We start from the raw sequence: 25,509 nt of genomic DNA, 5'->3' as shown, positions 1-25,509 counted from the left end.
TCACACCTCCTTCGGATTTGCCAGGTAGCCGGTGGTGTCACCTGTAGGACGGCTGTTGGCGTTAGGTTTAATCACAATGCTCGGCTTCGTGAAGTGCGCAGACGGCAGCGGTGCCACTGCGGCAAGCTGACCGTGTTTTTGACGCAGCTCTTCAATCGGGCCGAAGTCCAGCGCGCGCAGCGGACAGGACTCGACGCAAATCGGCTTTTTGCCGTCCGCCACGCGGGTGTGGCAACCGTCGCATTTGGTCATATGACCTTTGGCGGCGTTGTACTGCGGCGCGCCGTACGGGCACGCCATGTGGCAGTACCGACAGCCGATGCAGACATCTTCGTTCACCACCACAAAACCGTCTTCACGCTTGTGCATCGCCCCACTCGGGCAGACCTTGGTGCAGGCCGGATCTTCACAGTGGTTACAGGCAATCGACAGGTAATAGGCAAAGACGTTCTGATGCCAGACGCCGTTATCTTCCTGCCAGTCGCCCCCGGCGTATTCGTAGATGCGGCGGAAGCTGACGTCAGGAGTCAGGTCTTTGTAATCTTTACAGGCCAGCTCGCAGGTTTTGCACCCGGTGCAACGGCTGGAATCGATAAAAAATCCATACTGGGTTGTCATCGGCTACTCCTTAAACCTTTTCAACCTGGACAAGGTTTGTGTGGGATGGGTTGCCCTTCGCCAGCGGCGACGGACGCTGCGTGGTCAGCACGTTAATACTGCCCGCCTGGTCGATGCGGTTGGCATCAGGGTTGTACCAGGCCCCTTCCCCCAGCGCCACCACGCCTGGCATCATGCGCGGCGTCACTTTGGCCTCAATGTGCACCTCGCCGCGGCCGTTGAAGATACGCACGCGATCGCCATTGCTGATGCCGCGTGCTTTGGCATCCATCGGGTTGATCCACATCTCCTGACGGCAGGCGGCCTTGAGTACGTCGACGTTACCGTAGGTGGAGTGCACGCGCGCTTTGTAGTGGAAACCTGTCAGCTGCAGCGGGAATTTCGCCGTCAGCGGATCGTTATAGTTCTCGAAACCTGGCGTGTAGATCGGCAGCGGATCGATAACGTCCCCTTCCGGCAGCTCCCAGGTCGACGCGATTTTTGCCAGCTCTTCTGAGTAGATTTCGATTTTGCCCGACGGCGTGGTCAGCGGGTTCGCCTGCGGATCTTCACGGAACGCTTTGTACGCCACGTGGTGCCCTTCCGGATCGCGCTGTTTGTACATACCCTGCTTGCGGAAGGTATCGAAATCCGGCAGGTCAGGGACCGCCTTACGGGAGAGTTCATGCAGATGGCGCATCCACCCTTCCTGAGTACGCCCCTCGGTAAACTGCTGCTCAACGCCAAGACGTTTCGCCAGCTCAGAGGTCATCTCATAAATGGTTTTGCACTCGAAGCGCGGTTTAATCGCCTGGTCGGTAAAGATCACATAGGACATGTTGCCGCAGGAGGCATCCAGCGCGAAATCCATCTGCTCAGAGGCCGTGCAGTCCGGCAGCAGGATATCGGCATATTTCGCCGAGGAGGTCATGTGGCAGTCGATGACCACAATCATCTCGCACTTCTTATCATCCTGCAGGATTTCATGGGTGCGGTTGATTTCGGAGTGCTGGTTGATGAGACAGTTACCGGCATAGTTCCAGATCATCTTGATCGGCACGTCCAACTTGTCCTTGCCGCGCACGCCGTCGCGCAGGGCGGTCATTTCAGGACCACGTTCGATCGCATCGGTCCACATAAACATGGAGATGCTGGTCTGAACCGGGTTATCCAGCGTCGGCATGCGTTCGAACGGCACTTCATACGAGCCTTCACGCGCGCCGGTGTTACCGCCGTGAATACCGACGTTGCCGGTCAGAATGGAGAGCATGGAGATGGCGCGAGTCGCGATTTCGCCGTTCGCATGGCGCTGCGGTCCCCAGCCCTGGCTGATGTAGGCCGGTTTGGCCGAGCCAATCTCACGCGCCAGCTGAACGATACGCTCGGGCGGAATACCGGTGATGGTGGACGCCCACTCGGGCGTTTTCGCCACGCCGTCGCTGCCCTGCCCGAGAATATAGGCTTTGTAATGACCGTTAGCAGGCGCGCTGGCTGGCAGGGTTTTCTCGTCATAGCCGACGCAGTATTTATCCAGGAAAGGCTGATCGACGAGGTTTTCTGTGATCATTACCCACGCAAGCGCCGAGACCAGCGCTGCATCGGTACCCGGACGGATTGGGATCCACTCGTCTTCACGTCCGGCGCCGGTGTCGGTATAGCGCGGATCGATAATGATCATGCGGGCATTGGATTTGGCGCGGGCCTGTTCGAGGTAATAGGTTACCCCGCCGCCGCTCATGCGGGTTTCGCCCGGGTTGTTACCGAACAGGACGACCAACTTACTGTTTTCGATATCGGACGGGCTGTTGCCGTCCGCCCAGCCGCCGTAGGTGTAGTTCAGGCCCGCAGCAATCTGCGCCGATGAGTAGTCACCATAGTGATTAAGATAACCACCGCAGCAGTTCATCAGACGTGCCACCAGCGTTTTACCCGGTGGCCAGGAGCGGGTCAGCGTACCGCCGAGCGTCCCGGTGCCGTAGTTCAGGTAGATGGATTCGTTGCCATACTCTTTGATAAGGCGCTGCATATTGGTGGCGATAATGTCGTAGGCTTCATCCCAGCTAATCCGCTCGAACTTCCCTTCCCCACGCTTACCGACGCGCTTCATCGGATATTTCAGGCGGTCCGGATTATACACGCGACGACGCATGGAGCGGCCGCGCAAGCAGGCGCGAACCTGATGTAACCCTTCATAGTTATCGTCCCCGGTATTGTCGGTTTCGACATATTTTATTTCGCCGTCCACCACATGCATACGCAGCGGACAACGGCTACCGCAGTTTACGGTACAGGCACTCCACACCACTTTTTCCGGAGCTGAGGCTGGGGATAGTGCATCCGCCGCTGAGGCCAGTCGGGTAAAAGGAAGCGTGAAGGCGCTGCTGGCTACGGCCAGGCCGCCTATTGCCGTGGTTTTCATCAACCCACGGCGAGTGACCTCGGCAGCCATTAATGCTTCAGGCGCGTTGATTTTCATAGAGACTCACTTTGGTTGCTCACAAAGAAAAGAGTGGCGGCGCAAACCGCTATGTAGTTTTATATACAACGAATTTTTACCTAATCAGCTTTTTATGCTGACTTTCATTCGGAGGAGTATTACTACTTTAGAGTGAGGGGGTATTGCGTCGTGTCAATTCAGAGGCATAAAAAAAGCGCCCAAAGGCGCTTTTTTGTTGTGAGGCAAAGAATTAGCCGATGTACTGCTGGCCTTTCATGTATGGACGCAGCACTTCAGGGATCTCAATACGACCGTCTGCCTGCTGGTAGTTTTCCAGCACGGCAACCAGCGTACGGCCCACAGCCAGACCAGAACCGTTCAGGGTATGCACCAGACGGGTTTTCTTGTCAGATTTGCTGCGGCAGCGTGCCTGCATACGACGCGCCTGGAAATCCCAGACGTTAGAGCAGGAGGAGATCTCACGATAGGTGTTCTGAGCAGGCACCCACACTTCCAGATCGAAGGTTTTGCAGGCGCCAAAGCCCATATCACCGGTGCACAGGGCCATACGACGGTACGGCAGGCCCAGCAGCTCCAGCACTTTCTCAGCGTGGCCGGTCATCTCTTCCAGCGCGTCCATGGACGCTTCAGGACGGACGATCTGCACCATCTCAACTTTGTCGAACTGGTGCATACGGATCAGACCGCGCGTGTCGCGACCGTAAGAACCTGCTTCAGAGCGGAAGCACGGTGAATGTGCCGTCAGTTTAATTGGCAGGTCGTCTTCATCGATGATCTCATCACGCACGAGGTTAGTCAGCGGCACTTCAGCGGTTGGGATCAGCGCGTAGTTGCTGCTGTCTGCTTCCTCGTCCAGCGGACGGGTATGGAACAGATCGCCAGCAAATTTCGGCAGCTGGCCCGTACCGTACAGCGTATCGTGGTTGACCAGATACGGCACGTAGGTTTCGCTGTAGCCATGCTGCTCGGTGTGCAGATCCAGCATGAACTGAGCCAGCGCGCGGTGCAGATGGGCAATCTGGCCTTTCATCACCACAAAACGGGAGCCGGTCAGCTTAACCGCTGCCGCAAAGTCCAGGCCCGCGTGCATTTCGCCCAGCGTCACGTGATCGCGCACTTCGAAGTCAAACTCACGAGGCGTACCCCAGCGTTTCACTTCAACGTTGTCGTTTTCATCTTTGCCGACAGGCACGCTGTCGTCAGGAATATTCGGGATAGCCAGGGCAATATCACGAATCTCGGCCTGAAGAACGTCCAGCTCAGCTTTCGCCTGATCCAGTTCTTCACCCAGTTTGTTCACTTCCAGGCGTAATGGCTCAATATCTTCCCCGCGCGCTTTCGCCTGGCCGATGGATTTCGATCGAGAGTTACGCTCTGCCTGCAGATTTTCAGTTTGTACCTGCAGAACTTTACGACGCTCTTCGAGAGCGCGCAGCTTATCTACATCCAGCTTAAAGCCCCGGCGTGCCAGTTTTTCAGCGACTGCGTCTGGCTCATTACGCAGCAGATTGGGATCGAGCATGCTTATCCTGTGCTTATCGAATTAAAATAGGAAAATGTGACCACAGCCTGCGGCCACAAGGATACATTGCCAACATTACCGCAACGATTGAACTAACGGTAGCGTTTTATAGGGCTATTTTGATCCTGTCCGGCGAGCCAGGTGAGCTTTTCACCAATCTTGCCTTCAAGACCTCTGTTTGTGGGGTGATAATAGCGCGTTTGTGCCATCTCCTGCGGGAAATATTCCTCCCCGGCAGCGTAGGCATTGGGTTCATCATGAGCGTAACGATACTCCTGCCCATATCCCATCTCTTTCATCAGTTTGGTCGGCGCGTTACGCAGGTGAACCGGCACATCGTAGTCCGGACGTTCACGCGCGTCGGACATCGCCGCTTTAAAGGCGGTATAAACCGCATTGCTTTTCGGCGCGCAGGCCAGATAAACAATCGCCTGCGCAATGGCACGTTCGCCTTCCGCAGGTCCAACGCGGGTGAAGCAGTCCCAGGCCGACAGCGCAACCTGCATGGCGCGAGGATCGGCATTGCCGACATCTTCTGACGCAATCGCCAGACAGCGACGCGCGACATATAAAGGATCGCCGCCCGCAGTGATAATGCGCGCGTACCAGTAAAGCGCCGCATCCGGCGCGCTGCCGCGCACGGACTTATGCAGAGCCGAGATCAGGTCGTAAAAACGGTCGCCTTTGTTATCGAAACGCGCGCTGCGCTCCCCCGCAATTTCGGTGAGCAGTTCCGGTTTCAGCACCCGCTTCCCGGCATCGTCGATTTCGGCCATATCGGCCATCATTTCCAGCGTGTTCAGCGCCCGACGCGCATCGCCGTTGACCAGCTCGGCAATCGCACGACGCGTGTCGTCAGGCAGAACGATATCCTGCCCGCCGTAGCCGCGCGCTTTGTCGTCCATCGCCTGGGTGAGAACCTTTTCGATATCTTCGGTGGTCAGCGATTTGAGCAGGTAAACGCGCGCGCGGGAAAGCAGCGCCGAGTTCAGTTCAAACGATGGGTTTTCGGTGGTCGCACCGATGAAGAAGATCGTGCCGTCTTCAATATGCGGCAGGAAGGCATCCTGCTGGCTCTTGTTGAAGCGGTGGACTTCGTCCACGAAGAGGATGGTGCGCCGCCCGGCGTTGCGGTTCTGCCGCGCACGCTCGATCGCCTCACGGATCTCTTTCACGCCGGAGGTGACCGCCGAGATACGTTCAACGTCCGCGTTGGCATAGCGGGCGATAACTTCTGCAAGCGTGGTCTTGCCGGTGCCCGGGGGGCCCCAGAGGATCATGGAGTGAAGATGCCCGGCCTCAATGGCGCGCGGCAATGGCTTACCGGCAGCCAGCAGATGTTGCTGGCCGATGTACTGCGCTAAATTTTCTGGCCGCATACGGGCGGCCAGAGGTTGAAACGCGTTATCTGAAAAATCGAGCGACAGATTGCCCACTCACGCCTCTTACTTATTGCGTTGGTCGTCCACCGTTACGCCCTGCGGCGGGGTAAAGGTGAATTTCGATGCATCAACGGCGCCGTTTTGCTGAGACTTGAGCTGGTAGCTGCTGCGCTGATCGTCCTGCTCAACCGCGCCAAACTGATTAATCGTACCGTTGGTGCTTACGTTAATGGTGAACTGCTTCAGGTTGCCGTTACTGCCTTTCGGCGTCAGGACAAACTCGTCACCCGTCTGTTTAATATTGTACTGCTGCCAGTCGCTGGACTGGTTACGGGCAATCAGCATAAAAGGCGTATTGCTGGTGGCATCTTTCAGCCAGGTCGCCGTTGCCTGCTCAACGAACGGGTTGAAGAACCATAAGGTTTTGCCGTCAGACACCAAGATGCTCTCATCCGGCTGGGTCATGTGCCAGTTGAACAGATTTGGGCGTTTTACCCACAAATCTCCCTGACCTTCCTGCACCGCGTTGCCGCTGCCGTCAGTCACTTTTTGCGTGAAGCTGGCGTGGAAGCTGCTTACTTTATCCAGTCGGCTTTTAAGGTCGCTGGCTGCATCAGCCCAGACGCTGCTGGCGACAAAACTGGTGAGTAATGCACAGGCGATGGCGATTTTTTTCATTGTTATTCCTTAAAATACGTCTTCCCGATATGGGGTTTCCGTCTTCTATTCTGGACCTGCCCGAAGGCAGGCGACAGAAGAAAATGCTTAATTTTGGCTGATTTACCCTTCTTTGCAATCGCTGAAGGTTAATCAAACGGCGGCGACGCCAGCACCTCGCGGTTACCGTTATGCCCCTGCTCGCTCACAATACCCTGCGCTTCCATTTGCTCGATGATGCGCGCCGCGCGGTTATAGCCGATGCGGAACTGACGCTGCACGCCTGAGATGGACGCTTTGCGTTTTTCGGTAACGAAGTTAACCGCCTGATCGAATAACGGATCCAGCTCTTCGCCGCCGTCGAAGCCACCGCCGCCGCCTTCGCTTTCCGTGTCGCTGGTAATACCGTCAACGTATTGCGGACGACCGCGCGCTTTCCAGTCCTGCACGACGGCGTGAACTTCCTCATCGCGGACGAACGCACCGTGGACACGCACCGGAGAGGTGGAGTTCGGGCCTGAATAGAGCATGTCACCCATACCCAGCAGCGATTCTGCGCCGCCCTGGTCAAGAATGGTACGGGAGTCAATTTTACTGGATACGGTAAAGGCGATACGCGTCGGGATGTTCGCTTTGATAAGACCAGTGATCACGTCCACGGAAGGACGCTGGGTCGCCAGCACAAGGTGAATACCGGCCGCACGCGCTTTCTGCGCCAGACGGGCAATCAGCTCTTCTACTTTCTTACCGACGGTCATCATCAGGTCAGCGAATTCATCGACCAGCACGACGATATAAGGCAGTTTTTCCAGCACCGGATGCTGGGCATCCATGCTGTCACCCGGCTTCCAGTAAGGATCCGGGATCGGACGCCCCATGCGCACAGCCTGGGCAATTTTCTCGTTATAACCGGCCAGGTTACGCACGCCCAACGCAGACATCAGCTTGTAGCGGCGTTCCATCTCGTTGACGCTCCAGCGCAGGGCGTTGGCGGCGTCCTTCATATCGGTGACCACTTCGGTCAGTAAATGTGGGATGCCTTCGTAGACCGACAGTTCGAGCATTTTCGGGTCGATCATAATGAAACGCACATCTTCCGGCTGCGCTTTATAGAGCATGCTGAGGATCATGGCGTTCACACCGACAGACTTACCGGAACCGGTGGTACCCGCTACCAGCAGGTGAGGCATTTTGGCGAGATCGGCCACGACCGGATCGCCAGCGATATCTTTACCCAACACCACGGTCAGCGGGGACGGGTTATCGCGGAATTTGGTGTTATCCAGCACTTCACGCAGGTAGACGGTCTGACGTTTCTTGTTCGGCAGCTCAAGGCCAACGTACGGTTTGCCCGGTATCACTTCCACCACACGTACCGCCACGGTCGAGAGAGAACGCGCCAGGTCGCGGGACAGGTTGGAAATACGCGCGGCTTTAACGCCAGGCGCCAGGTTCAGTTCAAAACGGGTGATCACAGGACCCGGCGAGTAGTTCACCACGTCCGCCTTGATGCGGAAGTCAGCCAGACGCGCTTCAACCAGACGCGCCATCTGCTCCAGCGCGAAGGTATCGACCGGCTCCACTTCTGACGGCGGAGGCGTTAACAGATCCAGCGACGGCAGCGGAGTGCTTGGACGCTGCAGCGGACGGCTGTCACCGTTACGCATCAGCAGCGGGTGAATCAGACTTTCCTGCGGCTGAGGCGCAGGCTGCTGGAACTGCGGCGGCTGTGGTGGCTGCTGCGGTTGCTGAACAGATTGATGCGGCTGCGCATACGGCTGCTGAACAGGCTGCTGCGGCTGCGCGTAGGCCTGTGGTGCTGGCTGCTGGCGCACAGGCTCCGCTTCCGGCATCACGCTCGGGGTAAATAAAGGCTCGCTAGGGCCATCATCCACCAGATCCTTCATCGGCGAGAATTCAAAATCAGACAGCGAGAACGGATTTGCTCCAGCCGGTTGTTCACCGGAATAGCGCTGCTGCTGGGTGGCGGCGAACTGGCGCGCCAATTCTGCTTCAGCCGCGTCCTCTTCGTCTTCCAGCATAGGTTCATCGTGCTGGTATTCATTACCGTAGCGCTGATTCTGCTGCGCGGCGAACTGACGGGCCAGCTCGTCCTGCTGCATTTCATCGGCGTCATCTTCGTACTCAGGCTCGCGCGCTTTCTCTTCCGCCATACGCTGGGAAGGCAGCTTGATGCCATAAGAGGCAAGCTCACGGCGGGTTGGAACGCGAACGCGGTTAGGGCGAGGCAGTTGCGGACCAATCCCCTCCTTCACCTGAGGACGTGGCGTGCCCCCTGTTGCCAGGCTAAAGACAGGTGCAGCTACGGCAGCGGCCGCGGTAGCCTGCTTCACGCTTTCCGCTACGGGGGCAACAGCAGGCGTCGGGTCGATCGGTGGAACGGAAACAGAAGGCGCTTTCGTCACCGGCTCCTGCACCGGTTCAGGCACAGGCTGGTACCAGGCCGCCAGCTGCTCGCGTTCACGCGCACGACGCTCTTCAACTTCTTCAAAATAGTACATTGGTGGACGAGAGGGTTTTACCTCTTCCACGATTTCAGGTTCAGGCTGCGGCTCTACATAAGGCTGCACAGGTTCAACCGGCTCAGGCACATACTCCTGATAAGGTTGGGCCACAGGCTGTTCATAGTGCGGGTACTCTTGCGGTTCATACGCAGGCTGCGGCGGCTGATAAGGCTGCTGCCACTGCTCCTGCTGCACAGGGATGTAGCTCTCTGGTTCAGGTGCGATAACCGGCTCCGGCGTGTGAACGCCTGGCGCAGTCTGCCAGTCAACCTGAGGCTGCTGAATAACGGATTCCGGCGGCGAAACCGGCGCGGATGGCATCACGGCATCGACAGGCGCGGCATACGCCTGCGCAGCGGTCGTCGCGGCTGCGGCGGCTGCAACCGGCTCGGTAACCGAGTGGCCATTTAACAGCGGATCGTATTCGTCGAAGTCACCCGGAGTGGCCCGGCTGCCGGAGAAGAGCACATCGTCAGGATCGACGGCGACACCCGCAGCGCGATACGCCACCTGCTCGTCTTCATCCATGCGTTTACCGGAGAAGAGCGCCGCATCGGTTTTACGACCCAGCGGGTTGGCAAATTTCTCTGCAACACGCTGACGACGCGCCAGCGCGCCGCGCAGAATACGCGCACGACGAGACTCGCGACGCTGCACAGGCGCGTCATCTTCCTCTTCATCTTCGTATTCGTCTTCATCAACCCACGTATCGTCACGGCGGGTACGGTTGCTGGCGAAAGTCAGAATGGTGAGGATAAAACTTCCGATCTTCTCAGCAATGCTTACCCAGGACCAGCCGGTAAACAGCGTCAGCCCGGCCGCCCAGATACAGAGCAGCGCCAGCGTGCCGCCGCTGCTGTGCAGCATCGGCTGCAGCGCAGAACTGAGTAAACTGCCGATCACTCCGCCAGAGGCGAAGTACCAGATATCATCCGCATTGATTGCCGCCAGCCCGCACGAGGTGAGGATCAGCGCCAGCGCGCCAATCAGGCGCAGCGACACGGCAAAATAGTCGATGTAATCATCGTTCTGACGATGACGCCACGCAAACCAGCATCCGCCAATGATAATGACGGGAAGGGTGTAGGCCATCACACCGAAAATGAAGAACAGCGTGTCCGCAAGCCAGGCACCGGGGACACCGCCTAAATTATGGATAGGCTCATGCCATGCAGTTTGTGACCAGCTGGGATCTGAGGGGTTGAAACTGAGTAAGGCTGCCATCAGCCAGACGGCAAAAAGGGCAATAACAATCAGCAAAGCCTCGAGGAGACGACGTCCGCTGCTTAGCTTCGATAGTGTGACTTCTTTGTCTTCAGTGTATTCCTGGCTCAAAAAAGGCTCTCCAGGTATCAGGCATATCCTGCCTTTTTGCTAAAACGGACAACAGCGCCGGGACTCCCCGGCACTGTTGCTGTATGGATTAACAGGAGTGTAATCAAACTACGCTGATTTTGCACCTGTTCCGTGTTAGCGCGTCTTAATAACCAGACGATTGCTCTGTTTGACCTCTTCCATCACCACATACGTACGGGTGTCGTTCACGCCTGGCAGACGCAGCAGGGTTTCCCCCAGCAGCTTACGGTAGGCGGACATATCAGGCACACGGGTTTTCAACAGGTAGTCGAAATCACCGGATACCAGATGACACTCTTGAATTTCTTCAAGTTTTTGTACAGCGGCGTTAAATTGCTCAAACACATCCGGCGCACCACGATTCAGAGTAATCTCAACAAATACCAGAAGTGAGGCATCCAGATAATGCGGGTTCAGCAGAGCAGTATAGCCCTGAATGAAACCCTGTCTTTCCAGTCGGCGCACACGCTCAAGGCACGGCGTCGGGGAAAGTCCCACACGTTTTGAAAGCTCGACGTTGGAAATACGCCCATCCTTTTGCAATTCATTAAGAATGTTACGATCGATACGGTCGAGATCTTTGCCAGGGCGCTTCTTGCTATCTACCATTATTATTGTCTCTCTGTATTCCTTCCCTACTCCTGCCTGGACCCTGTGCACATCACTGTTCAGAGCCTGTACCCGTTAGTCATCACATCGCCTGGTTTTGTATTAGACGCGATGCGGATTCGGGTTCTGTTGGTAAGAAGACCGTTGCCCGAAGGCAGTCACCGACATCACGTATGGCGTCTGTCCACGCCATGCGTAGATTTCACTGACCCGGTAAAAATGGCATTTACGTGCATGCCTATGCGGCATACGGTTAACGCGGTTTTTTTTCTTCCTTGAATGTTTTCGCAAAAGCGCAGGGGATTGTCAAAGCAAAACATCGTTTTTTAGTACAACATGCCGGATATTCATTACGGCAGGGTATTAATCCTCATTTTATTGCCTTACAAACGACCGGTTTTCAGGCGAAAGCGTGATGTTATAGCGCCTCATTCATCGCCCGTGGCTATTACACAGATTGATATCAAAATTGCTGCGCTCTTTTTTTACGACAACAAATTCCCTACAATCCAGCCAAATGTCTGCCAACAACAATGGGGATCTCATGGGCACGGCCAAACACAGTAAGCTGCTAATCCTTGGTTCTGGACCTGCGGGATATACCGCAGCGGTCTATGCTGCACGCGCTAACCTGCACCCGGTACTCATCACCGGGATGGAAAAAGGCGGTCAGCTGACCACCACCACCGAAGTGGAAAACTGGCCAGGGGACCCGAACGACCTGACCGGGCCGCTGCTGATGGAACGTATGCACGAGCATGCCGCTAAATTCGAAACTGAAATTCTGTTCGACCACATCAATAAGGTCGATCTGCAGAACCGTCCGTTCCGCCTGACGGGCGACAGCGGCGAATACACCTGTGACGCGCTGATCATCGCCACCGGCGCCTCTGCCCGTTACCTCGGTCTGCCATCCGAAGAAGCGTTCAAAGGCCGCGGCGTCTCTGCCTGCGCAACCTGTGACGGTTTCTTCTACCGCAATCAGAAAGTCGCGGTCATCGGCGGCGGCAACACCGCAGTGGAAGAAGCGCTCTACCTGGCGAACATTGCCTCTGAAGTGCACCTGATCCACCGTCGCGAAACCTTCCGCGCGGAGAAGATCCTGATCAAACGTCTGATGGATAAAGTGGCAAGCGGCAACATCGTGCTGCACACCAACCGTACCCTGGAAGAGGTGACGGGCGACCAGATGGGCGTTGCCGGTCTGCGCATTCGTGATACCCAGAACACCGATAACGTCGAAACGCTTGAAGTGGCGGGTCTTTTCGTAGCGATCGGTCACAGCCCGAACACCGCGATCTTCGACGGTCAGCTGGAGCTGGAAAACGGCTACATCAAAGTGCAGTCCGGCATTCACGGTAACGCGACCCAGACCAGCATCCCGGGCGTGTTCGCGGCTGGCGACGTAATGGACCATATTTATCGTCAGGCGATCACCTCTGCGGGCACCGGCTGTATGGCCGCGCTGGACGCTGAACGCTACCTCGATGGACTGGCTGAACAAGGTAAATAATCTTTACAAGTCAGTAACAAACGTAAATAAAGGCGGCGATAAGTCGCCTTTATTGTCTCCCCGTTGTAACATTGCGCTGCCCAATTTCTAATAACGTCACCTGCAAAGTACGCAATGGAAAAAACCCGTCAACAAGAGTTAACACGCTGGCTGAAACAGCAAAGCGTTATTTCCCGCCGCTGGCTTACGATTTCCCGTCTCCTGGGGTTCGTTAGCGGTCTGTTGATTGTTGCCCAGGCATGGCTGCTGGCCCGCATTCTTAATCACATGATCATGGAGAACATCCCGCGCGAAGCGCTGTTGCTGCCTTTTATTGTCCTGATCCTGATTTTTATCCTGCGCGCCTGGGTGGTGTGGCTGCGTGAGCGCGTCGGTTTTCACGCCGGACAGCACATCCGCTACGAGATCCGTCGTCAGGTGCTCGATCGTCTTCAGGAAGCCGGGCCCGCGTGGATCCAGGGTAAACCGGCCGGTAGCTGGGCGACGCTGATCCTTGAGCAGATTGACGATATGCACGACTACTATGCGCGCTATCTGCCGCAAATGGCCCTTGCCGTCTTCGTTCCGCTGCTGATCGTGATCGCCATCTTCCCGGTGAACTGGATGGCTGCGCTGATTCTGATGGGCACCGCCCCGCTGATCCCGCTGTTTATGGCGCTGGTCGGCATGGGTGCAGCGGATGCCAACCGCCGTAACTTCCTGGCACTGGGTCGCCTGAGCGGTCATTTCCTCGATCGTCTTCGAGGCATGGAGACATTACGCATTTTTGGCCGCGGTGAAGCAGAAACCGAAAACATTCGCCAGGCATCGCAGGACTTCCGTCAGCGCACCATGGAAGTGTTACGCCTCGCCTTCTTATCTTCCGGCGTACTGGAATTCTTTACCTCACTGTCGATTGCCCTCGTGGCGGTCTATTTCGGCTTCTCCTATCTCGGCGCGCTGGATTTCGGCCATTACGGCACGGCGGTAACCCTTTCAGCCGGGTTCCTGGCGCTGATCCTGGCCCCGGAGTTTTTCCAGCCGCTCCGCGATCTGGGAACCTTCTATCACGCCAAAGCGCAGGCAGTTGGCGCAGCCGATAGTCTGAAAACGTTCCTGGAAACGCCGCTGGCACACCCGGAGCGGGGTGACGTGACGCTGAATGCTAAAGACCCCGTGACGATTGAAGCGCAGGACTTTTCTATTCTGTCACCCGAAGGCAAAGTGCTCGCGGGTCCGCTGAACTTTACCTTACCTGCCGGACAACGGGTGGTGCTCGTCGGCACCAGCGGTTCCGGTAAAAGTTCTCTGCTGAATGCGCTATCCGGCTTTATGACCTACACGGGTTCACTGCGGATCAACAAAACCGAACTGCGCAACCTCGATCCAGACGCTTGGCGTAAACAGCTCAGTTGGGTAGGACAAAACCCGCAGCTTCCAGCCTCAACGCTGCGTGAAAACGTTCTGCTGGCGCGCCCGGACGCGCGTGAAGATGAACTGCAGTCGGTGCTCGACCGCGCCTGGGTCAGCGAGTTTCTGCCCCTGCTCCCGCAAGGTGTAGATACCGTGGTCGGCGACCAGTCCGCCGGGCTGTCGGTCGGACAGGCGCAGCGCGTGGCCGTTGCCCGCGCGTTGTTGAATCCTTGTCAGCTGATGCTGCTGGATGAGCCCGCCGCCAGCCTGGATGCCCACAGCGAGCAGCGCGTAATGGAGGCCCTGAACGCCGCCTCCCGGCAGCAAACCACCCTGATGGTTACCCATCAGCTGGAGGGGATTGCCGACTGGGACCAGATCTGGGTCATGGAGAACGGCCGTATTGTTGAGCAAGGCGATTACGCCTCTCTCGTTGCCGCCCAGGGACCGTTTGCCGCCCTGCTGGCGAACCGTCAGGAGGACATCTGATGCGTGCTCTGCTGCCTTATCTTGCGCTCTATAAACGCCACAAATGGATGCTGACGCTGGGGATTGTACTGGCGATTGTCACGCTGCTCGCCAGCATTGGCCTGCTCACGCTTTCCGGCTGGTTCCTGTCGGCCTCGGCCGTCGCGGGCTTTGCCGGTTTATACAGCTTCAACTATATGCTCCCGGCTGCCGGTGTTCGCGGTACCGCCATCACCCGTACTGCCGGTCGCTATTTCGAACGCCTGGTCAGCCACGACGCCACTTTCCGCGTGCTGCAGCACCTGCGCATCTACACCTTCAGCAAACTGCTGCCCCTCTCCCCTGCCGGGCTGGCGCGTTTTCGTCAGGGTGAGTTACTTAACCGTGTCGTTGCGGATGTCGACACGCTGGATCACCTGTACCTGCGCGTGATTTCCCCGATCGTGGGCGCGTTTGTGGTGATTGTGGTGGTCACGCTGGGGCTGTCTGTTCTGGATGTTTCCGTTGCGCTGACGCTGGGCGGGATCATGCTGCTGACGCTCATCATTCTGCCGCCGCTGTTTTACCGCGCCGGGAAATCCACCGGGGAAAACCTGACGCGCCTGCGCGGGGACTACCGTCAGCAGCTCACCTCCTGGCTTCAGGGGCAGGCAGAGCTGACGATTTTTGGCGCCAGCAAGCGCTATCGCGCCCGCATGGAAAGTACGGAGCTTAACTGGCATGAGGCCCAGCGCCGCCAGTCGGAGCTGACGGCCTTCTCTCAGGCGCTGATGATGTTAATCGGCGGCGTGGCGGTGATTGCCATGCTGTGGCTGGCTTCCGGCGATGTCGGGGGGAATTCACAGCCGGGTCCTCTTATTGCCCTTTTCGTCTTCTGCGCGCTGGCGGCGTTTGAGGCGCTGGCCCCGGTAACGGGCGCCTTCCAGCATCTGGGCCAGGTGATCGCCTCTGCCCTGCGCATCACGCAGATTGCCGAGCAGGAGCCTGAAGTCACGTTCAGTGCCGGGCAGACCGCGGTACCAGAGCAGGTTGCGCTGACGCTTGAAGATGTCACCTTCGCCTATGACAAACAGGCGCAGAACGCGCTGGACGGTATTAACCTTTCTGTTAACGCAGGTCAGCGGATGGCGATCCTCGGCCGTACCGGCTGCGGTAAATCGACGCTGCTGCAGTTGCTGACCCGCGCCTGGGATCCGCAGCGCGGACAGATTCGTTTTAATAACACGTTGCTGACCGATTTCAGCGAGCAGGCCCTGCGCAAGACGGTGAGCGTCGTTCCGCAGCGCGTGCATCTGTTTAGCGCCACACTGCGCGATAACCTGCTGCTGGCCGCGCCAGAGGCCTCTGATGATGCGCTTCGCGCCGTGCTGGAGCAGGTCGGGTTGCAAAAACTGCTTGAGGACGACGGGCTAAACAGCTGGCTGGGCGAAGGCGGCCGTCAGCTGTCCGGCGGTGAACTGCGCCGTCTGGCAATTGCGCGCGCGCTGCTGCACGATGCGCCGCTGATGCTGCTCGACGAACCCACCGAGGGGCTGGATGCCACCACCGAGAGCCAAATCCTTGATTTGCTGGCGAATGTCATGACCGGCAAAACCGTGCTGATGGTCACACACCGCCTGCGCGGACTGGCGAGTTTTGATCGGATAATTGTGATGGACAACGGACACATTATTGAGCAAGGTAGTCACGCAGAGCTGTTGGCGAAACAGGGTCGCTACTACCAGTTTAAACAGCGTCTGTAGACTATATTTGTAGCGTCCTTACTCGCGTACTGGAGTTTTGCTGTCATGCGCCTGGTCCAGCTTTCTCGTCATAACATCGCGTTCCCTTCTCCGGAAGGGGCGCTGCGTGAGCCCAACGGGCTGCTGGCCCTTGGTGGTGACCTCAGTCCCGCACGGCTTTTAATGGCGTACCAGCGCGGTATATTTCCCTGGTTTTCCCCCGGCGATCCGATTTTATGGTGGTCCCCCGATCCGCGTGCCGTGCTGTGGCCAGCGCAGTTTCACGTGAGCCGCAGCATGAAGCGTTTCCATGCGAAATCACCCTACCGCGTCACCCTCAATCACGCCTTTGGTCAGGTCATTGAAGGCTGTGCCGAAGACCGCTATGAAGGGACATGGATAACCCGCGATATCATTACCGCCTACCACCAGCTCCACGAGCTTGGCTACGCCCACTCTATCGAGGTGTGGGAAGGCGGAGCACTCGTCGGCGGCATGTACGGCGTGGCGCAAGGCACCCTATTTTGCGGCGAGTCGATGTTCTCTCGTACGGTTAACGCCTCGAAAACCGCACTGCTGGTCTTCTGCGAGGCGTTTGCCCAGCGCGGCGGAAGCCTGATTGATTGTCAGGTGCTCAACGAGCACACGGCCTCGCTGGGTGCTGTTGAAATCCCGCGACGCCAGTATATCGAGCATCTGGACGTCAGCCGCCAGGAGAAGCTCCCGCGCGACTTCTGGATACCGAGAACGCTCTTTATGCCCAATGCCTAAATGTTTTCCGCATATTTTTTGTGAGGGTGTTATAATTATGCCGCAGAGTAGCTTCTGCCCGTTGCCCCGCCGCCGTTTGGGACCCTCGCTTCAGATAACGTCCTGACGTTTATCCTGTTGTCTCCCCTTTACGAATGCGCTTCCTGTTCGGTTGTACCGTGACGCTTGGGCAATGCGCCGAAACTGTTTTGCTGCGTTTTAATCGCGCAATTCTTTACTTAATTGATGAATTTCGGCATTATCTTGCCGGTTCAAAACTTGGTAGTGATACCCCAGAGGATTAGATGGCCAAAGAAGACAATATTGAAATGCAGGGTACCGTACTTGATACGTTGCCTAATACCATGTTTCGCGTAGAGCTGGAAAACGGTCACGTGGTAACTGCGCACATCTCCGGTAAAATGCGCAAAAACTACATCCGCATTTTGACGGGCGACAAAGTGACTGTTGAACTGACCCCGTACGACCTGAGCAAAGGCCGCATTGTCTTCCGTAGTCGCTAATTGTTTTCGCCTGTAATGGCAGATGAATATTAAATAAGGCCGGGATTTTCCCGGCCTTACTTTTTTGTGCTGCAGGCTATTATTTGAACAATTATTTGTCCGTTCGATTCAGCGTCAGGGCTGTCTGTTCGACAGCAATGCCCTTTTAATGGCTGTGTCTTGCTAAGCTATCAGCCGTTTGCCACCTGATAACCTATATTTATCAAAGCATCAAGCTCGTCTTTTGCAAACAACCTTGCCCGGTAGCATTCACCAGGGAACTCTGGATATCCATCCATCGAGCAAATCAGATCGTAGATTGTGGCAATAATATGGCCTGTTGCATCGCTGATAAAGAAAGAGCGTGCGTGGTTGGTGTAGATGCCATAGTAGTCACCATAATCTATTGCTGCCCCCATAAAATCAGTGACCTGAGGAACACGATCGGAGGGTAACTGGATAATGCTACCTGCCTGGGTTGCTGTATTGGCGACGAGATCAACAGCATAGAACATGACTCTCGCAGGATCGGTTTTGTAAGAATCAGTCGTTGAATCACGTGTAATATCTCGAGTAACCGCATTGCCTTCATTATCAACGCAGGAGCGATTATCAAAGAGCGAAAGAACAAATTTTCCTTCAGTCTCATTGCTTAACCCAGCAAAAGCGCTATTTTTAGTGACGAATACGGTATGAGCGCCATTTTCAAAACTCTCAATACTGGAAGTATCTATCTGCGTAACGCCCTGTCCTGCTGCAAAATTACTGTTAAATCCCCCGGTATTAATACTCCATAATATCTTGCCGTCGGCAGGAGAAATACCAAACGTCAGGCCTGCAGAGCGAGTATGGACAACAATCGCTTCAGCATTTGCCTCGCCTGCGGGGATCCAGGAAAGCGAGTTAAGGTGAGCATCGTTTGTGGGGCTGTTATTCAGGATCTGAGTATTATCAAATGCACGGGTATAATTTTTTGCCCACAGCATCACGCCTGTCTTTTCATCAAATTTTAAAATTGATGCGTCCTGTCTCATCGTGTTAGTCGAACGGTCCGGGTTATCATTACCAATCATGAAAAGATTATCGGCGGAATCCCAAATCAGATCGTGGGTGTTAGCGTAGCGGTTACCATCGTGGTCACGTAAATCAAACTCCAGAATCTCGTTGCCCAAAATATCGATTTTGAAAAAGCGTCGCCCATACCAGTGTTCATCTTCATCACTGCCGATATAGAAATAACCATTATGCGTTTTTAGCATCTGATTACGGTAGGGCTGAGCATAATAGCAGCGAAGATCGCCGTTCCGGTCGTAGCCATCACAATTGGTAGTCATTAACCAACTGTTTCCCCATACGGTCGTGAAGTTAGCGGGATCCGTTTGCTCAATATCGATATGGAAAATTGTCCCATCGCGGTAGAGTTGTTGCTGTGTGCTTACCTGGATGGTTTGATTAAAAATTTCCACTCCGCTAAGGTTTTTAAAGACAACCTGCACCTGGTTAAGGTAGTTTGCATACAGTCCAATAACCGGAATTTTTATCTCAGGTAAAGAGACAATGTCATTTGAAGAATACGTAAAGTCTAAACTTGTCGTGCTAGTCGATCTTCCCAGTACCGTATAGGAATATGTTATCGCCTCATCAATTATAAACTTCAGATAGACCGCAAGCTGGTTGTTAGCAGGGGCGAGTTCCATTCCAAGATAGGTAATTGCCATATTATTCACCTGTTGTTAATTATTACTGTGTAACTTCTTTTACTCGCATCTCATTCACCTGTTGGGGAATGATCTTATTTCCTTTCACCAGATAATCAATAACCGCATTGGAAAGGTTATATCCACCTTTTACCTGTTTGTTCTGGCCATCAATGAATGCAGTAAAGCCATCGCCACCAGGAGCAAGGAAACTATTTGTCGCTACGCGATAGGTTTCAGAGTCTACAATTGGCTTGCCATTAAGCGTAAGTAGCACAACGCGTTGCCCGACAGGTTTATGTTGGTCGTAGCGCATTTCCAGTCCTTTCGACATCTGCAAAACACCGTTAGTGAGTGACGCACTGTGCTCCATAAGATTTCGTAAGGATTTCCCATTCAAATCCATTACGGTAAGCTCATTTGGAAACGGGAACGCGCTAATAACATCGCCGAGGGTTATCGGACCGGCATTCAAATCAGCCCGCAAACCACCTGAATTAGTGAGCGCCAGTTGCGCATCAGGCGCAGCGGCAAGCATTGCATCGGTAAATAAATTGCCCAGCGAAGATGATTCCCCGTAGGCGCGCGTAAGCGTAACAGGCGTCTCTCCAACTTTTTGGCGAACCGTTTCGGAGAGCTGTTTATTCCAGCTATCAATAACACTCTGAGTTGCCGGATCGGGTTTCCATTCATCAGCGTAAAGGGTTTTAAGTTCGAAGCTTTTTATTTTGTTGTGATGTTTTTTTAGATCCACATCCAGGACCAGCTTACCAATATCAATCCCACCGCTGTCAGTCGAAAGCACCAGCGTGTTACCTACTTTAAGCGGCTCCGGCGTCCCAACATGCGCATGTCCGGTAATCAGAATATCCAGTCCTTTCACCTGCTTCGCCGTCTGGATATCCTTATCAAGGGCGCGTTTGACATCAGTATTGCCGATACTGGACTGGCGTGCAGGGAAACCTTCATGCATGAGTGCAACGGTTATATCTACTTTTCCACGTAGTTCATCCAGATAACGCTGGAGATATTTCACCTCGTCACGCGCTTCAATACCCTGACGCATTGACGATGAAACGGTATCATCGAAAGCGAATACGCCATGCAACCCAATGACCCCAATTTTAACGCCATCCTTTTCAAGGATTGTATACGGCTTATTCCAGAAAAGGACATTACTATTTTTATAAAACACGTTACCTAACAGTATCGGGAATTTAGCCTGACTGAGCTGTATCAGCGTATTATCCCATCCATGGTCGAACTCATGATTGCCGACAGACGCAGCATCAAATGACATTGTATTCATAATATCTATGATTGCCCGCCCTTTTGTCAGGCTGCTAATGTACGGACCGGTAAAGTAATCTCCAGCATCGAAATAAAAAGTAGCCTTATTCTTTTGCTTTTCTTGCTTGACGTAAGTCGCAATATTTGCGAAGCCACCGACAGCTCTTTTACCTTCTGCAACATAAGGGAGTTTATAGGGCTCAACATGTGCATGCAGGTCATTGGTATAAATGACGGTAACGTCCTGCGCTGGACTTAGCGAAGCATATCCCGATAGTAATAAAACCGCGATTACTGTTTTTTTCATTTTTTAACTCTCGAATTAAAGAAAGAATTTCATTATCGATTAGCAAAAAACAGATTTTGTGAACCTTCTCACGACATATGAAAAAGGGAGACGCGAAAATTTACGACTAGCAGAATCAGTTGGTGAAGCACATGGAATCCGCTCCAAAAATAGATCTCAATGTTTGTAAAAGCTGGTCATGTCCAAATCTCGGAATACCAGATGCGAGTGATTATGTTTTTCCTGTTTATCGTCTGGGCTACGCTGCACTTGAATGTCAAAAATGTGGCAGTCTTCCTCCACTGTTTAATACAAAAGAATGTGACGAGTGGTTCAGTCAATTCATGCAACGAAAATTAGGAAATACAGGACAAGGTTGTCCCCGCTGTTTTACAGCGCACATCATTCGCTATGGATACACAAAAGCCAGAACACCCCGCTTTCAATGTTGCACTTGCCGTTATGTATTTACTCCACACTATGACAATGCTGTAGGCCGGAATAAAAATATCACCCTTCTTTCCCAGCTCGAACAAGGGGTGCACTCTGGTGAAACGACAAACCAAAGGGTCCTTGCGCAAGCGGTTAACGGTTTCGAACACGATCTGCATGTTTCACTCCCTGCGCTAACAAGGGTGTCAACGACCACAATGGTTATACCGTTTCAGGGTCATTCTGCGAGGCAGAAACTGTATGTTGTGATCAGTGCCGATGCTGACTCCGGCAAAATTATTCAAGTAACAACCAACTATTGCGACTGGAAGGCAGGTGATTCATTGCTCTATCAGGGTTCTAAGTCTTTCCCTTCTTCGATACTACCGTCGAGCGACTCCGATGTTATTCGGGAGCAAGAAATGCAATTTCTTAAACGGAGTCAATTTGATGAAATTCAGTACGGTAGTGCCGAGCTTAAGCGAAACGACCGGGGAAGCATGGTCCGTCCTGTCATTACCATACACAGTCATTTCCAGAGATTAAAACGACGCTTCCCGGGTGTAACCGATCATTATCTCGCCCATGAGTGCGTTTTGCGCGGCGGCGCTATAACTGCCTGGTCAACAGAAGTCCGACTTGGGAAAACCGATCTTTGGTTTGTGTCTGAAAATATTGAAAACGCCAACCTCTCTGACAAAGCATTTTGCCTTACTGGTAGCTGGAAAATGGGATGGTGGAAAAATGTGTGGCAGCGTTGGGATAATGGCGAGATATGCAAGATGATTGGCCTGCTGACCGGACAGCAAAGTACAGCGGAGCCCGCGTTGATTTCACTTGCATCCTGCACTGCATTTGCTGTCTGGCTGAAATCCCATCCATGGTCATTACGATGTCATAACTTTGGGGCGCGGGTAGTGAGCCAGCATTTAGTGGGTCTTGGCTGTATTTACAACCAACAGATGGAGGAAAATTCAGGCAGTTAAGGGCTACATAACGCGAGCTGTACGGCAGCGAACTGCACTATTTTATTGTCATCAAAAGTTATTAACGGCTTCCCGTAACACCCATTTTTACGAAGATTAATCCATTTGGCGTCAGAGGAACTCCCCCGACGCCTCGGATCGACGTCAGGAAATAATGTGAATTACCGTTTTTGCACTTTGAGGTGCAACGACATCTGCGGCCATCGAATGCGTTATGTCATGCAGCAGTCCCGTCAGGTGCGGCAACATATCGCGGTCAAAATGCGATACCAGCAGTATGTGGTTTAACGCCCGGCAGTAATCACACTGTGCTTCGGTATCTTCCAGCAGCCACTCTTTTTGTCGCGGTTGTTCCGCTTCGTCCTCAAATTCCACCACCTGAAAATCACGCATTGATTCTGTGAGGCCAGCTTTCATTTCTTCCAGATACGCACCCAGGCAGCGGCAGACGGGCTGCGTTTGTGGGAGTGATGTGCAGTCGAGGAGGATTTCAGTGAGCAATTTGCAGCGCTCTGCAAGGGTTGGGAGATCGGGGTTAAGGGAGAGTTCGCTGTAAAGCAGTGAAAGATTGTTATGTTCCATTTGATTTTGACTCCGTGTGAAATGATGAGATCTCCACCCGAACGCCAACTCAGGTGGCAGACTGAACCGGTTTGGCGTACCGACCCACACGGGAAAATCGGCGCTTCAAAAGAAGCCCCGGTTCAGCCCACCATAATTGAGTCTGCGGATTATATCGCTAGCTTTCAAAAGTGTGAACGAACCTGATGATAGTTAACGTATCAACATCATTTCTCGTGTGTAATCAGGACGCCAATCCCGGCACCTGATTTTGCAGGTGCGCCGCCATTTTATTACTGTGAATTTATCCAGCAACTGACTTCGAAAGAAACTGGAAAGCGCCTCGCAAAATTCCTCTGTGGTCTGTTGCCCTCACCCCAACCCTCTCCCACAGGGAGAGGGAGAAAACCCTAAAAACGACAACACTGTTGTCGTTTTGCTTTTACCTTGGCAGGCATAAAAAAACCGGGCAAATGCCCGGTTTTTTACATTAACGTTTAACTCAGTGAGCCGCTTCCGGCTTGTGCTTCGCCGCACTCTGGAAATCGTACGTCAGTTCGTTCTTCGCCTGATCCAGAGCCACGGTCACCTGACCGCCGTCCACCAGCGAGCCAAACAGCAGCTCGTTCGCCAGCGGTTTCTTCAGGTTGTCCTGAATCACGCGCGCCATCGGACGGGCCCCCATCGCACGGTCGTAGCCTTTCTCGGCCAGCCAGTTGCGGGCCTCCTGGCTCACTTCCAGCGACACGCCTTTCTGATCCAGCTGAACCTGCAGCTCGACGATGAACTTGTCCACAACCTGATGGATCACCTCGGTAGACAGATGATCGAACCAGATAATGTTGTCCAGACGGTTACGGAACTCCGGCGTGAAGATCTTCTTGATCTCCTCCATCGCATCGGTGCTGTTATCCTGGTGGATCAGGCCGATGGATTTACGCTCGGTTTCACGCACGCCGGCGTTGGTGGTCATCACCAGCACCACGTTGCGGAAGTCCGCCTTGCGCCCGTTGTTGTCGGTCAGCGTCCCGTTGTCCATCACCTGCAGCAGGATGTTGAACACGTCCGGGTGCGCTTTCTCGATTTCATCGAGCAGCAGGACCGCGTGCGGATGCTTGATCACCGCGTCGGTGAGCAGGCCGCCCTGGTCAAAGCCCACGTAGCCCGGAGGCGCACCAATCAAACGGCTGACGGTGTGACGCTCCATATACTCGGACATATCAAAGCGCAGCAGCTCAATGCCCAGCGCTTTGGAGAGCTGAACCGTCACCTCGGTTTTCCCCACGCCGGTCGGGCCAGCGAACAGGAAGGAACCGACAGGTTTGTGGTCATGCCCCAGCCCGGCGCGGGCCATCTTAATCGCTTCGGTTAAGGCCTCAATGGCTTTATCCTGACCAAAGACCAGCATTTTCAGGCGATTGCCGAGGGTGCGCAGCGTGTCGCGGTCGCTCTGAGAAACGCTCTTCTCAGGGATACGCGCGATGCGGGCCACCACGGACTCAATATCCGCCACGTTAACGGTTTTCTTACGCTTGCTGGCCGGCATCAGGCGCGCACGCGCCCCTGCCTCATCAATCACGTCAATCGCCTTATCCGGCAGATGACGGTCGTTGATATATTTCACCGCCAGCTCCACCGCCGCACGTACCGCTTTCGCGGTGTAACGCACGTCGTGGTGCGCTTCGTACTTCGGCTTCAGGCCGTTGATGATCTGCACCGTTTCCTCGACGGACGGTTCGGTCACGTCGATTTTCTGGAAGCGGCGCGCCAGCGCACGGTCTTTCTCAAAGATGTTGCTGAACTCCTGGTAGGTCGTGGAGCCAATCACGCGAATCTTGCCGCTGGAGAGCAGCGGTTTGATCAGGTTCGCGGCATCCACCTGGCCACCGGAGGCCGCACCTGCGCCGATGATGGTGTGGATCTCATCGATAAACAGGATGCTGTTGGTGTCCTGCTCCAGCTGTTTCAACAGCGCCTTGAAGCGTTTTTCAAAATCACCGCGGTATTTGGTGCCCGCCAGCAGCGAGCCGATATCCAGCGAGTAGATGGTGCAGTCGGCAATCACTTCCGGCACGTCACCCTGCACAATGCGCCAGGCAAGCCCTTCGGCAATCGCGGTTTTACCCACGCCTGACTCACCCACCAGCAGCGGGTTGTTCTTGCGGCGACGGCACAGCACCTGGATCGCGCGCTCCAGCTCTTTATCGCGACCAATCAGCGGGTCGATACCGCCAACGCGAGCAAGCTGGTTAAGATTGGTGGTGAAGTTTTCCATACGATCCTCCCCGCCTGCTTGCTCTTCATTGTTATTGACCTGATTGCTGGAATCCGATGCCTGGTTAGGCTCGTCTTTGCGCGTTCCGTGAGAAATAAAGTTAACCACGTCGAGGCGGCTGACTTCGTGTTTGCGCAGCAGGTAGGCAGCCTGTGACTCCTGCTCGCTGAAGATGGCGACTAAGACGTTTGCGCCAGTCACTTCGCTACGCCCGGAAGACTGGACGTGGAATACCGCGCGCTGCAGCACGCGCTGGAAGCTGAGCGTCGGCTGCGTGTCGCGCTCTTCTTCACTGGCTGGCAGCACCGGTGTGGTTTGTTCGATGAAGGCTTCGAGTTCCTGACGTAGCGCCACCAGATCCACGGAGCAGGCTTCCAGCGCTTCGCGGGCAGATGGGTTGCTAAGCAGTGCGAGCAGTAAATGCTCGACGGTCATAAACTCATGTCGGTGCTCACGCGCTCTGGCGAAAGCCATGTTTAAACTGAGTTCCAGTTCTTGATTGAGCATAGGCACCTCCCCCAATTTTATG

Annotated in this window: 17 protein-coding genes; 6 read left to right on the top strand and 11 right to left on the bottom strand. The window is 54.7% G+C overall.

Annotated features, from left to right (window positions below; all coding sequences use genetic code 11):
* The 7 genes from UR289_RS02980 to lrp form a co-directional block, all read right to left on the bottom strand.
* Window positions 1-618, bottom strand: coding sequence for a DMSO/selenate family reductase complex B subunit (locus UR289_RS02980; RefSeq protein ID WP_047061494.1), 618 nt, complete (start codon window positions 616-618; stop codon window positions 1-3).
* A 10-nt stretch (window positions 619-628) separates the two neighbouring features.
* The gene (dmsA, locus tag UR289_RS02975; RefSeq protein WP_047061493.1) at window positions 629-3,073 is read right to left on the bottom strand and encodes a dimethylsulfoxide reductase subunit A; all 2,445 of its coding nucleotides are present in this window, start codon (window positions 3,071-3,073) and stop codon (window positions 629-631) included.
* Between the two features lie 211 nt (window positions 3,074-3,284).
* Entirely contained in the window at window positions 3,285-4,577 is a 1,293-nt protein-coding gene (serS, locus tag UR289_RS02970; RefSeq protein ID WP_143347290.1) for a serine--tRNA ligase, read from the bottom strand.
* 92 nt (window positions 4,578-4,669) lie between these two features.
* Entirely contained in the window at window positions 4,670-6,013 is a 1,344-nt protein-coding gene (gene rarA, locus UR289_RS02965) for a replication-associated recombination protein RarA (protein ID WP_033145084.1), read from the bottom strand.
* A 9-nt stretch (window positions 6,014-6,022) separates the two neighbouring features.
* On the bottom strand, window positions 6,023-6,637 hold the full coding sequence (gene lolA / locus UR289_RS02960) for an outer membrane lipoprotein chaperone LolA (RefSeq protein WP_023310983.1): 615 nt from the start codon (window positions 6,635-6,637) through the stop codon (window positions 6,023-6,025).
* A gap of 128 nt (window positions 6,638-6,765) precedes the next feature.
* Complete coding sequence (locus tag UR289_RS02955) at window positions 6,766-10,476, bottom strand: DNA translocase FtsK 4TM domain-containing protein (protein ID WP_320709132.1); 3,711 nt, start codon at window positions 10,474-10,476, stop codon at window positions 6,766-6,768.
* A 135-nt stretch (window positions 10,477-10,611) separates the two neighbouring features.
* Window positions 10,612-11,106 (bottom strand): leucine-responsive transcriptional regulator Lrp, encoded by a 495-nt coding sequence (lrp, locus tag UR289_RS02950; protein ID WP_000228469.1) that lies wholly within the window; start codon window positions 11,104-11,106, stop codon window positions 10,612-10,614.
* Between the two features lie 544 nt (window positions 11,107-11,650).
* On the opposite strand from lrp, the gene trxB reads away from it, so the two are divergent.
* From trxB to infA, 5 genes are all read left to right on the top strand, one after another.
* Window positions 11,651-12,619 (top strand): thioredoxin-disulfide reductase, encoded by a 969-nt coding sequence (gene trxB, locus UR289_RS02945; RefSeq protein WP_032638969.1) that lies wholly within the window; start codon window positions 11,651-11,653, stop codon window positions 12,617-12,619.
* Between the two features lie 114 nt (window positions 12,620-12,733).
* Window positions 12,734-14,500, top strand: coding sequence for a heme ABC transporter permease/ATP-binding protein CydD (gene cydD / locus UR289_RS02940; RefSeq protein WP_033145082.1), 1,767 nt, complete (start codon window positions 12,734-12,736; stop codon window positions 14,498-14,500).
* Window positions 14,500-16,221, top strand: coding sequence for a heme ABC transporter ATP-binding protein/permease CydC (gene cydC, locus UR289_RS02935; RefSeq protein WP_048979707.1), 1,722 nt, complete (start codon window positions 14,500-14,502; stop codon window positions 16,219-16,221). Before cydD ends, cydC begins: the two co-directional genes overlap by 1 nt.
* A gap of 45 nt (window positions 16,222-16,266) precedes the next feature.
* Entirely contained in the window at window positions 16,267-16,971 is a 705-nt protein-coding gene (aat, locus tag UR289_RS02930) for a leucyl/phenylalanyl-tRNA--protein transferase (RefSeq protein WP_320709131.1), read from the top strand.
* A 284-nt stretch (window positions 16,972-17,255) separates the two neighbouring features.
* The gene (gene infA / locus UR289_RS02925; protein WP_002211347.1) at window positions 17,256-17,474 is read left to right on the top strand and encodes a translation initiation factor IF-1; all 219 of its coding nucleotides are present in this window, start codon (window positions 17,256-17,258) and stop codon (window positions 17,472-17,474) included.
* A gap of 170 nt (window positions 17,475-17,644) precedes the next feature.
* Here the strand turns inward: infA and UR289_RS02920 are convergent, their stop codons facing one another.
* A complete protein-coding gene (locus UR289_RS02920; protein WP_320709130.1) occupies window positions 17,645-19,171 on the bottom strand; it encodes an aryl-sulfate sulfotransferase in 1,527 nt (508 codons plus the stop codon).
* A gap of 22 nt (window positions 19,172-19,193) precedes the next feature.
* Window positions 19,194-20,747 (bottom strand): bifunctional UDP-sugar hydrolase/5'-nucleotidase, encoded by a 1,554-nt coding sequence (locus tag UR289_RS02915; RefSeq protein WP_320709129.1) that lies wholly within the window; start codon window positions 20,745-20,747, stop codon window positions 19,194-19,196.
* A gap of 122 nt (window positions 20,748-20,869) precedes the next feature.
* On the opposite strand from UR289_RS02915, the gene UR289_RS02910 reads away from it, so the two are divergent.
* On the top strand, window positions 20,870-22,144 hold the full coding sequence (locus tag UR289_RS02910) for a hypothetical protein (protein ID WP_320709128.1): 1,275 nt from the start codon (window positions 20,870-20,872) through the stop codon (window positions 22,142-22,144).
* Between the two features lie 144 nt (window positions 22,145-22,288).
* Here UR289_RS02910 and UR289_RS02905 read toward each other — a convergent pair whose 3' ends face one another.
* The gene (locus UR289_RS02905; RefSeq protein ID WP_320709127.1) at window positions 22,289-22,726 is read right to left on the bottom strand and encodes a hypothetical protein; all 438 of its coding nucleotides are present in this window, start codon (window positions 22,724-22,726) and stop codon (window positions 22,289-22,291) included.
* Window positions 22,727-23,207: 481 nt separating this feature from the next.
* The gene (clpA, locus tag UR289_RS02900; protein WP_008499992.1) at window positions 23,208-25,487 is read right to left on the bottom strand and encodes an ATP-dependent Clp protease ATP-binding subunit ClpA; all 2,280 of its coding nucleotides are present in this window, start codon (window positions 25,485-25,487) and stop codon (window positions 23,208-23,210) included.
* Window positions 25,488-25,509 lie beyond the last annotated feature (22 nt).

This window comes from Enterobacter sp. 302C9, from assembly GCF_034106085.1.
Classification (GTDB): Bacteria; Pseudomonadota; Gammaproteobacteria; order Enterobacterales; family Enterobacteriaceae; genus Enterobacter; species Enterobacter asburiae_B.
Note: the sequence above shows the minus strand (reverse complement) of the source record. Positions and strands in the feature narration are given on the sequence as shown.